The organism is Actinocrinis sp. (assembly GCF_035650855.1).
Classification (GTDB): domain Bacteria; phylum Actinomycetota; class Actinomycetes; order Streptomycetales; family Catenulisporaceae; genus Actinocrinis.
Genome location: NZ_DASRGV010000237.1, coordinates 1 through 10991 on the forward strand (window position 1 = coordinate 1; position 10991 = coordinate 10991).

A 10991-nucleotide genomic window follows, 5' to 3' on the forward strand; every position below is an offset into this window, starting at 1 on the left:
ATTGCGGCCGCCGCGCGAGGCCGAGTAGCCGGCGAAATGCTTGAGCGTCGCGACGATTCCGGCCCGTTCCAGGCCTCTGACGTAAGCGGACCCGATCACGCCGACGAGGTACGGGTCCTCGCCGATGGTCTCCTCGGTGCGTCCCCAGCGGTAGTCGCGGGTGACGTCGAGCACCGGTGCAAGACCCTGATGCACCCCGGCGGCGCGCATGCAGCGCCCGATCCGCCCGGACATCAGCTCGATGAGTTCCGCGTCGAAGCTGGCGCCCCAGCTCAGCGGCGCCGGAAAGGCGGTGGCCGCCCAGGTCGCGAAGCCGGTCAGGCACTCCTCGTGCACCTGCGCCGGGATGCCGAACCTGCTGGCTGCCGCGATCTGGGCCTGGGAGGCGGCCAGCGAGCGGGCGCCGAGCACCGGGTCGACCGGAGCGGAGCCGAACGGCCTGGTCAGCTGGCCGAGGCCGTGCCGGATCAGCTCGGGCCACGGCGTGCCGTTGCGCATCTCGTCCTGGTGCGGGGCCACGCCCTGCCCCGAGGCGTCGGCGCCGACCCACACGCCGACCAGTTGGGCGGCCTTCTCCTCCAGGGTCATCAGCGGGATGAGGGCGTCGGCCCGCTGCGCCGGCTCGAGCCGCGCGTCGCGCCATCGCCGCGCGCCGTCGCCGGTGCGGTCCGTGTCGGCAGACCCCTGATTACTCATGCCGTCCCTTCGCCCTGACACGGCCCCAGGCACACCGATCCGGCAGGTCCGAGGGGTGCGCAGCCTTCGAAAGTTTCGAGAATAGAACCGCAGTGTGTTGCGGTAAGTTAGGCTCCAGGGCAGGGCATGTCAAGACTTTCCAGCAGCACCTTTGCCAGAGCCCTGCGCACTTCGGGCGGTACTTATCCGGTTTTGAAAGTCTCACCCGCTCACGCTGTACAAGCCTGAATTCACTGCTATGCTCACCGAAAGTTTTTGCATAGAGAGGTGACCTTTCGATGACCTCTCCAGGGCCGGAGGAAAGCCCGGGCACCCCGACGATCGCGACCATCGCCGACGAGGTCGGCGTCTCCATCGCGACCGTCTCCAAGGTGCTCAACGGCCGCGCCGACGTGGCGCCGGAGACCAGGGCACGGGTCGAGGCGAGCCTTGAGCTGCACCGGTATCGGCGCCGGCAGCCGCGCAAGCCGCCCGACGCGGGCCAGATCCGCCTGGTCTTCCACGAGTTCAACTCGATCTGGGCGATGCTGATCATCGCCGGCGTCGAGGCGGTGGCGGCCGCCGCCGGGGTGAACGTGGTGCTTTCACAGCTCGGCGGGCGACACCACCCGCCGCAGCCGTGGCTGGACGGCGTCCTCACCGGCCGGCCGCTCGGCGTGGTGTTCGTCATGTGCAGCCCGACCCAGCCGCAGTGCCAGCAGCTACAGCGCCAGCGCATTCCGTTCGTGGTCGTAGATACCGACAGCGCGACCACCGCGTCCGTGCCCACCGTGGGCTCGAACAACTGGAACGGCGGCCTGCTGGCGGCCCGGCACCTGCTGGAACTCGGGCACCGGCGGATCGCGATCATCTCAGGGCCGCGCGACGTGCTGTGCAGCCGCGCCCGCGTTTCCGGATTCCGCTCCGCGCACGACGAGGCCGAGCTGCCGGTCGATCCGGAACTGGTGCGTTACGGGAACTTCTACGTCGACGCAGGGTACGAATACGGCCTGAAGATGCTCGACCGCGCCGACCGGCCGACGGCGGTCTTTGCGGGCTCTGATTTACAGGCGATGGGCGTGCTGCGGGCCGCCCGGCGGCTCGGCCTCGACGTGCCCGGGCAGGTCTCGGTGATCGGCTACGACAACCTCCCGGTGTCCGCGTGGACCGACCCGGCGCTGACCACGGTCGACCAGCCGCTGCGCGACATGGCCGAGACGGCGACCCGGATGCTGCTGGACCTGGCCCGCGGAGCCGACCTGCCGACCAGCCGGGTGGATCTCGTCACCGAGCTGGTGGTGCGGGAGACCACCGCGCCGCCCGAGGCCGGGCGCTGACCATGGCCCCGTTCGATCTGCCGCTCGACCAACTGGAACGATTCGCGCCGGCCGTGCCGGAACCTGAGGACTTCGACGCGTTCTGGGGCGGCACGCTGAAAGACGCGCGCGGCAATGCGCCGCTCCTCGACCTGCGCCCGGTGCCGAACGGCCTGCGGCTCGTCGAGTCCTGGGACGTCAGCTTCCGCGGCTTCGCCGGCGATCCGATCCGCGCCTGGTACACCCGCCCGGCCGGGGTCGAGGCGCCGCTGCCAGCCGTCGTCGAGTTCGTCGGCTACGGCCGCGGTCGCGGGCTCCCGCAGGAGCGGCTGACCTGGCCGGTGGCGGGCTGCGCGCATCTGCTGATGGACTGCCGGGGCCAGGGCGACCAGTACGGCTCCGGCGGTGAGACCCCTGATCCGCACGCCAGTCCGCACGGCGGCCACTGGCCGATCACCCGAGGCATCCTCGCGCCGGAGCACTACTACTACCGGCGGCTCATCACGGATGCGGTGCGCGCGGTCGATGCGGTGCGCGAGTTGCCCGGAGTCGATCCGGCGCGGGTCGTCGCCGTGGGCAACAGTCAGGGCGGCGGGCTGGCGCTGGCGGTCGCCGGGCTGGTGCCCGATCTCGCGGCCCTGATATGCACGGCCCCGCTGCTGTGCCACCCGCGGCGAGCCATCGACATCACCGAGGCCGGGCCGTACGGCGAGATCGTCACCTACCTCTCCGTGCACCGAGACGCCGAGCAGGCGGTGCGCCGCACGCTCTCTTACGTGGACGGCGTCGCGTTCGCCAGGCGCGCGCAGGCACCGGCGCATTTCGGCGTGGGGTTGCGCGACAACATCTGCCCGCCGAGCACGGTGTTCGCCGCCTTCAATCAGTACGGCGCGCGTCGTCGGGACGGCGAGCACGGCGAGGCGCCGGCAGATGCCCTCCCGGAGCGGACCATCCACGTGTACCCGTTCAACCACCACGAGGGCGGCGAGGCCGTTCACGTGGAGCGGCAGCTGCACTGGCTGAACGCGCGTGGAACTTTCCAGTCGGCCCGCGCCGCTCGCCGTTGACCGTGTTCGAACCCTGCTCGACGCTCGTACTTCCAGGGCACCGGCACCGGTCAGGGCATGACCGTCACGTCCTGCGCCGCTTCCTGACCAGCCAGTAGACCGCGGGTGCGGCCTGGGTGAGGATCCCCACGACGGCGATCCCGATCCAGGCCGCGCCGGCGCCGCTCATCGAGACCACGGCGATCACGCCTGGAGGTAGATCTGTCCGTTGGCGACGGTGACGGTTTTCGCGGGCAGCGGCGTCTGGGTCGGGCCTGCCTGCGCCGAGCCGTCGCTGATGCTGAACGAGGCGCCGTGGCACGGGCAGTTGATCATGCCTCCGGTCACCTCGTTGCACTGGCAGCCGGCGTGGGTGCACACCGAGCTGAACGCCTTGTAGGTTCCGGCCATCGGCTGGGTGACCACGACCTGGTGGCTGGCGAAGACGACTCCGCCGCCCACCGGGATCTGCGAGGCTTTGCCGAGCTTCGTGCCGGTCGGCATCGCGGCGGTGGTCTTCATGGTCTGATCCGGCATCTTGCTGGCGTCCATGTTGCCGTCGCCGCTCATCGGCTTGGCCGCCGCGCTGCTCGCCGCCGGAGGCGCGGTCATGGTGGTGGGGGACGCGTTGCTCGGCGGCGCGCCGTCCGCGGCGTTCTCGTTCGGGTCGAGGATGTGCCCGCACGCGGACAGCCCGGCCCCGGCGACCACCGCGGTCCCGGCCGCGGCCGCGCCGCGCAGCAGGCCGCGGCGGTCGAGCGCGAAGCGCGAGCAGGTGCCCGAGGCACATCCGCCGGCCCCCGGCTCGGCGAGCGCGCCCGATGCCGGGGCGTTTTCGCCGGCGAGCTGCTCAGCGTCGTCGGTCAGCAGGTCGGACGTCTCGTACGTGCTGGTCATCGAGTGCGCTCCCAGAATCCTCGTGGGTAGTTCCTTCGTCTGAGGGCCGCGCCGTGCGGGCCGCGCCATCGAACACTGCGCACGGATGGCGACCGTAATCGGTTCTACGCGTTCTGTAACAGCACGCTTCGTAGGCCTGCGCTGAACCGAAAGCGCCTTTCCCTCGTGGTCGGCTCACAAGAGGCCGCCCAGGAGGGGACGAGGCCGCAACCAGGCATGTTGGAGCTTGACATGGCGGAATGGGTGGATCGTGCCGTCTCTGTGCCTCCGCCTGGGTCCGGTCGGCCGCCGGCGATGGGGCGGCCGACTGCGCAGAATCGTTCAACCACGCAGACCGCGCAGACCCGAACGATCGGGCAGGCGCGTCTCGCCGAGCAGGTCCGCGCCGCGACGCAGGCGCGTCCTGCCGCCCAGGGGCGACCCGTCGTGCCGGGCCAGCGGGTGACGGCGACGACCCCGTTCGCGTATCGCGCGCGGCCGCTGCACCGCTCGCTGATCGCGTCGCGCACGCTGCCGCCGCGCGAGTACATCGCGGCGGCCCTCATCAGCATGGTGATCGCGGGCGGCGTCATGGTGCTGGCGTTCTTCTGGATGGACACGCCGGGCATCTCGCTGGCCAACCTCGGCGGGCAGGCTACCGCCGCGGGCGACGCCGCCGGCCTGCTCGGCGCCTACCTCGTGCTGATCCAGGTGCTGCTGATGGCGCGGATCCCGTGGCTGGAGCGGGCGATCGGCTCGGACTGGCTGACCGCCGCGCACCGGGCCAGCGGCGAATCGCTGGTGCTGCTGCTCCTGGCGCACGCCGTGCTGATCACCATCGGCTATGCCGGTTCCTTCAGCAAGGCGCCCTCTGAGTTCCTGACCATCCTGGACATGCCCTACCTGCTTGACGCGACGATCGGCCTCGGGCTCTTCCTCGCCATCGGGTTCATCTCGGCGCGGGCTGTGCGCAAGCGGGTGCGGTACGAGACGTGGCAGTACACGCACTATCTCGTGTACGTCGCGATCGTGCTCTTCTTCACGCACGAGTTCACCGCGGGCGGCTCCTTCGACGCGAACTACGGCGCCCGGCTCGTCTCGGTCGGCATCTACGTCGCGGTGGCGCTCACCGTGTTCGCGTTCCGCGTCATGAAGCCGGTGATCTTCTCGATGCGGCACCGGCTGCGCGTGGTCGACGTGCATCGCGAGTCCGACGACGCGGTCTCGATCTACCTGACGGGCCGTAACCTGCGCAAGCTGCAGGCCGAGCCGGGCCAGTTCTTCCGGTGGCGGTTCCTGGCCCGCGGCTTCTGGTGGCAGTCGCACCCGTTCTCGCTGTCCGCGGCGCCCAACCGGGAGTGGCTGCGGATCACGGTCGGCGCGCTCGGCGACCACACCCGGGCGCTGCAGGATCTGCAGCCGGGCGTCCGGGTCTTCGCCGAGGGCCCGTACGGCGCGATGACCGCCGCGCTGCGCACCCGCCGCAAGGTCGTGCTGATCGCGGGTGGCATCGGCATCACGCCGCTGCGCGCGCTGATCGACCCCCTGGCCGCGGCGGGCGAGGACCTGGTGCTGCTGTACCGCGCGTCACGCCGTGGCGACATCGTCTTCCACCGCGAGCTCGAATGGCTCGCGAACGGCGGCCGGCTCACCGTGCACTACCTGCTCGGCCCGCGCGACGCCCAGCCGGGCCCGCTCAGTGCGGAGCGGATCACCGGCCTAGTGCCCGACATCCAATCCCGCGACGTGTTCTTGTGCGGATCGACCAGCATGATCCAGGCGGCCGGGCAGGCGCTGCGCGAGGCCCGTGTGCCACGCCGTCACATCCACCAGGAACGCTTCACGTTCTAGGACGCGACGATCGTTACTGCGGCCGAGGGCAGGTGCTGAGGCACTAACCCTCGGCCGCAGTCTTGAACCCGGCGTTCTCGATCGCGATCGCCTGACGGCCGTGAGGCAGGATGGAGCAGTCGGCCTCATCGCGAACAGTTCAGGAGTTGCCATGTCTGACGGCGGCGGATCCTCGGCCCTCTACCCGGCACAGCGCTTGGACGTCGCCCGCGAGGCCGCCGCGCGGGCCGGCCTTGACGCGCTGTTGATCTGCCCCGGCGCGGATCTGTGCTACCTCACCGGTTACGACGCGATGCCGCTGGAGCGGCTCACGTGCCTCGTCCTGCCGGTGAACGGGGAGCCGTGCCTGCTGGTGCCGGCGCTCGAGCGGCCGCTCGCCGCCGCCTCGCCGGCCGGGGCCTCGGGGCTGGAGATCGTCGCGTGGAACGAGACCGACGACCCGTACGCGGTCGCCGCCGCGCGCCTGTCCGAAGCCAAGCGGGTCGGGTTGGACAACCACATGTGGGTGGAGAAGGCGGCCGAGTTCCGCAGGGTGCTGCCAGAGGCGGAACAGGACCTGGCCGGCGGCGTCCTCAGCGCGCTGCGGTTGCGCAAGACGCCGGCCGAGGCCGAGGCGCTGCGCCGCGCGGGTGCCGCGATCGACCGGGTGCACGCGCGGATGGGTGAATGGCTGCGCCCGGGCCGCACGGAACGCGAGGTCGGCCGGGACATCGCGGACGCGATCCTCGCCGAGGGGCACGCGCGGGTCGACTTCGTGATCGTGGCGGCGGGCCCGAACGGGGCCAGCCCGCATCACGAGGTCTCCGACCGGACGATCGAGCCCGGCGACGCCGTGGTGGTCGACATCGGCGGGACGACGCACGACGGCTACTGCTCCGACTCGACCCGCGTCTACGCGGTGGGCGAGCCGTCGAAGGAGTTCCTTGAGATGTACGACGTGCTGCTTACCGCGCAGCGCGCCCAGGTCGAGGCGGTACGTCCGGGCATCACCGCGGAACAGCTCGACGCGGTGGGCCGGGACCTGATCGCGGCGGCCGGATTCGGCGACCGGTTCATCCACCGCACCGGCCACGGCATCGGCCTGGAGACGCACGAGGAGCCGTACATCGTGGCCGGGAGCGCGCGGCCGCTGGAGCCGGGCATGGCCTTCTCGATCGAGCCCGGGATCTACCTGCCCGGCCGGTTCGGCGCGCGGATCGAGGACATCGTCATCTGCACCGAGGACGGTGGCGAGCGGCTGAACCGCACCGAGCGCGACCTGGTGGTGCTGTCCTGATCCGAGGCCTGGTCCGAAAGCGCGGGTGGTCACGAGGTGGCCGCCCGCGCTTTTCGTTTCCCGCCGCCACCCAGGCGATCTTACAAGCGGTAGCAAATATTCATCATTGATTAGTCCAGATATTGCGCGACTGTGTCGAGAAGATTACATTCCTCTTTGCTCCACCCACGGCTCAGCCACCGCGCGCCCGCCCGCGCCCCTGTCCCAACCCGCGTCCAACCCTCGTGCTCCTCCCCTCCCATCCCTTCGCGGCGCCGCCCACGAAGTCCCCCGGCTTCGGCGCCGCGCTGAAAGGAGCAGAACCTTGTCCCATCCCTCCCCCCACCTGTCGCGCGAGCCGGGAAGGCTGCGCCGCGCCGCCGCGCTCACCGGCAGCGCCGCGTTGCTGGCCGGCGGCGCGGTCGCACTCGCGATGCCCTCAGCGCAGGCCGCGGCCACCGGCGGCAGCGGCGCCAGCCTCGCCTATGTCGAGGTCCAGGCGGAGAACTCCGCGACCAATGGAACGGTCATCGGCCCCAGCTACACGCAGGGCCAGCTCGCCGACGAAGCGTCGTACCGCAAGGCGGTCACGCTGCAGGGCACCGGTAAGTACGTCACGTTCACGACGCCGGTCGCCACCAACTCGATCAACTTCCGGTACAGCATCCCGGACACCTCGGGCGGCACCGTCTACACCGCGCCGCTCTCGCTCTACATCAACAGCACCAAGCAGAGCGACTTCACCCTGACCAACGCCTACAGCTGGTACTACGGCAGCTATCCGTTCACCAACTCGCCGGGCAGCAACCCGCACCACTTCTACGACGAGGCCCACCGGCTGCTGACCACGACCTATCCGGCCGGCACCACCTTCACCCTCCAGGTCGACTCCGAGGACACCGCCTCGTCCTACACGATCGACTTCGCCGACTTCGAGAACGTCGGCGCGGCGCTCACCCAGCCCTCCGGCTCGGTCTCGGTGACCAGCTACGGAGCCGACGCGAGCGGCGTGAACGACTCGACCTCCGCGTTCAACTCGGCCATCAGCGCGGCCGGGTCGGGCGGCACCGTGTGGATCCCGCAGGGCACGTACAACATCCCCGGCCACATCGCCGTCAACAACGTGACGATCGCCGGCGCGGGCATGTGGTACTCGACGGTCACCGGAACCGCCCCCGGCTTCTACGGCAACTCCGCACCGAGCCCGAGCACGAACGTGCACCTGCAGAACTTCGCCATCTCCGGCAACGTACAAGAGCGCTGCGACAGCTGCCAGGTCAACGGCATCGGCGGCGCGATGAGCAGCTCGTCGGTCTCGAACCTCTGGATCGAGCACATGAAGGTCGGCGCCTGGATGGACGGGCCGATGAACGGCCTGACCTTCAGCGGCATGCGGATCCGGGACACCACCGCCGACGGGATCAACTTCCACGGCGGCGTCACCAACTCCACCGTGACCAACAGCGATCTGCGCAATACCGGCGACGACGGCATCGCCACCTGGGCCGATTCCAGCATCGGCGCCGACGCCAACGACACCATCTCCAACAACACCGTGCAGCTGCAGATGCTCGCCAACGGCATCGCCGTCTACGGCGGGCACGACAACACGGTGACCGGGAACCTGGTGCAGGACACCGGAATCACCCAGGGCGGCGGCATCCACGTCGGGCAGCGCTTCACCTCCACCCCGGTCGGCACCACCACGATCAGCAACAATACCCTGATTCGCAACGGCTCGCTCGACCCGAACTGGCAGTTCGGCGTCGGCTCGCTGTGGTTCGACGGCAGCCAGGGCGCGATCACCGGACCGATCAACGTCAGCAACGCCCTGATCGAACAGAGCCCTTATGAGGCGATCCAGTGGGTCGAGGGCACCGTCAGCGGCGTCAATCTCAATAACGTGACCATCGCCGGTACGGGCACCTTCGCCCTGCAGGAGCAGACCGGCGGCACCGCCTCCGCGCAGAACGTCACCGCCACCGGCGTCGCGCAGGCCGGCGCGGGCAACGCCCCGAGCTACAGCTGCGAGGGATCCGGCTTCACCATCACCGACAACGGCGGCAACTCCGGCATCAGTCCGACCCAGTGCAACGGCTGGCCGGCGCCGGTGTACCCGCCGTACCCGAACAACGGCGTGAGCGTCTCGCCGACCGCGCTGAACTTCGGCTCGGTAGCGGTCGGTTCCACCTCGCCCGCGCAGACCGTCACCGTGTCCAACCCCACCGGCTCGGCCGCGTCCGTCTCGTCGATCGCAGCCAGCGGCGACTACGCGCAGACCAACAACTGCGGCTCGTCGATCGCGGCCAACGGCTCCTGCACGGTGAACGTCACCTTCAAGCCGACGGTCGCCGGCAGCCGTAGCGGAACCCTGACGGTCAACGCCGGGGGCGTCACCAACACCGTCAGCCTCTCCGGAACCGGCACCGCGCCCGGACCGGTGCTGAACGCGAACCCGGCGAGCCTCTCATTCGGCGGCGCCGTCGTCGGCTCCACCTCCACCGCGCAGAACGTCACGGTAACCAACACCGGCACCACCTCGGCCACCGTCTCAGGGGTCTCGGTCACCGGTGACTACACCCAGACCAACAACTGCTCGACCATCGCGGTCAACGCATCCTGCGTCGTGACCGTCACCTTCAAACCCACCGCCAGCGGCACCCGCACCGGAACGCTCACCGTCACCAGCAACGCCAACAACAGCCCGACCACCGTCGCGCTGACCGGCAGCGGAATCGGCACCAACACCAACATCGCGGCCGGGCAGCCGGCCTCGGCCAGCTCCGTCAACGGCTCGTATGTGGCCTCGAACATGACCGACGCCGACGCGTCGACCTACTGGGAGAGCGCGAACAACTCCTTCCCGCAGTGGGCCCAGGTCGACCTCGGCCAGAACTACAGCATCAACAAGCTGATTCTAAAGCTGCCGCCGTCGACGGCCTGGGGCGCGCGGACCCAGACCCTCTCGGTGCTCGGCTCCACGGACGGATCGAACTTCTCGACCCTCGTCGGATCCGCGGGCTACACCTTCGACCCGAACGCCAACAACACCGTCAGCATCACCTTCGGCGCGAGCACGGCGCGGTACGTGCGGGTCAACATCACCGCGAACACCGGCTGGCCGGCCGGCCAGCTCTCCGACTTCGAGGTCTTCCCGAGCGGCGGCGGTTCGTCCGGCCCGTCGATCGCGGTGAACCCGTCGAGCCTCAGCTTCGGCAGCCAGACCGTCGGCTCGGCCACCGGGGCGCAGTCGGTCACCGTGACCAACAGCGGCAACCAGGCGGCAGCGGTCTCGTCGATCTCGACCAGCGGCGACTTCGCGCAGACCAACAACTGCGGCTCGTCGCTCCCGGCGGGCGCGTCGTGCACGGTCAACGTCACCTTCACGCCGACCGCCACCGGGGCGCGCACCGGTACGCTGAGCATCGCCAGCAACGCCCCCGGCAGCCCGGCGACGGTGGCGCTCTCCGGCAGCGGAGTGAGTTCGAACACGAACCTGGCGCTGAACCAGCCGGCCTCGGCCAGCGGGTATACGCAGACTTACACGCCCGCGAACGCCGTGGACGGCGACACCAGCAGCTACTGGGAGAGCACTGACAACGCCTTCCCGCAGTGGCTGCAGGTGGACCTCGGCTCGGCGAAGACGATCGGCCGGATCGTGCTCGACCTGCCGCCGTCCGGTGCCTGGGCCACCCGAACCGAGACGCTGTCCGTGCTGGGCAGCACCGACGGATCCACCTTCGGCACGATCGTCGGATCGGCCGGCTACACCTTCAACCCGGCGACCGGCAACACGGTCACCATCACCTTCAACCCGACCGGCACCCGGTACCTGCGGCTCAACTTCACCGCCAACACCGGCTGGCCGGCCGGGCAGGTCTCCGAGTTCCAGGTGTTCGCCAGCTGAACTCACCGACCGCCATCGATACCTGAGTTCACCGGCTAGGATCGAGGCCTGAGACGCCGGTGCCT

The 10991-nt window shown here is 69.9% G+C and carries 8 protein-coding genes; 5 read left to right on the forward strand and 3 right to left on the reverse strand.

Features of this window, described 5'->3' with window-relative positions:
* On the reverse strand, positions 1 to 696 hold a 696-nt coding region (locus tag VFB40_RS17370; RefSeq protein ID WP_324851886.1), incomplete at its 3' end, for a glycoside hydrolase family 3 N-terminal domain-containing protein.
* Between the two features lie 278 nt (positions 697 to 974).
* On the opposite strand from VFB40_RS17370, the gene VFB40_RS17375 reads away from it, so the two are divergent.
* Entirely contained in the window at positions 975 to 2012 is a 1038-nt protein-coding gene (locus VFB40_RS17375; protein ID WP_324851888.1) for a LacI family DNA-binding transcriptional regulator, read from the forward strand.
* 2 nt (positions 2013 to 2014) lie between these two features.
* Complete coding sequence (locus tag VFB40_RS17380) at positions 2015 to 3058, forward strand: acetylxylan esterase (protein ID WP_324851890.1); 1044 nt, start codon at positions 2015 to 2017, stop codon at positions 3056 to 3058.
* Positions 3059 to 3122: 64 nt separating this feature from the next.
* On the opposite strand, the gene VFB40_RS17385 is transcribed toward VFB40_RS17380, so the two are convergent.
* Entirely contained in the window at positions 3123 to 3245 is a 123-nt protein-coding gene (locus VFB40_RS17385; RefSeq protein ID WP_324839763.1) for a hypothetical protein, read from the reverse strand.
* Positions 3242 to 3934 carry a Rieske (2Fe-2S) protein gene (locus VFB40_RS17390; protein WP_324851892.1) on the reverse strand — a complete coding sequence of 231 codons (693 nt, stop codon included), beginning with the start codon at positions 3932 to 3934 and terminating at the stop codon, positions 3242 to 3244. The genes VFB40_RS17385 and VFB40_RS17390 overlap by 4 nt, the downstream gene beginning before the upstream one ends.
* A gap of 294 nt (positions 3935 to 4228) precedes the next feature.
* Here VFB40_RS17390 and VFB40_RS17395 point away from each other — a divergent pair, with 294 nt between their 5' ends.
* The 3 genes from VFB40_RS17395 (at position 4229) to VFB40_RS17405 (ending at position 10926) form a co-directional block, all read left to right on the forward strand.
* Positions 4229 to 5764 (forward strand): ferredoxin reductase family protein, encoded by a 1536-nt coding sequence (locus tag VFB40_RS17395; RefSeq protein ID WP_324851894.1) that lies wholly within the window; start codon positions 4229 to 4231, stop codon positions 5762 to 5764.
* A gap of 151 nt (positions 5765 to 5915) precedes the next feature.
* On the forward strand, positions 5916 to 7040 hold the full coding sequence (locus VFB40_RS17400) for a M24 family metallopeptidase (RefSeq protein WP_324851896.1): 1125 nt from the start codon (positions 5916 to 5918) through the stop codon (positions 7038 to 7040).
* 304 nt (positions 7041 to 7344) lie between these two features.
* Positions 7345 to 10926, forward strand: coding sequence for a choice-of-anchor D domain-containing protein (locus VFB40_RS17405; protein ID WP_324851899.1), 3582 nt, complete (start codon positions 7345 to 7347; stop codon positions 10924 to 10926).
* The last annotated feature ends 65 nt before the right edge of the window (positions 10927 to 10991 follow it).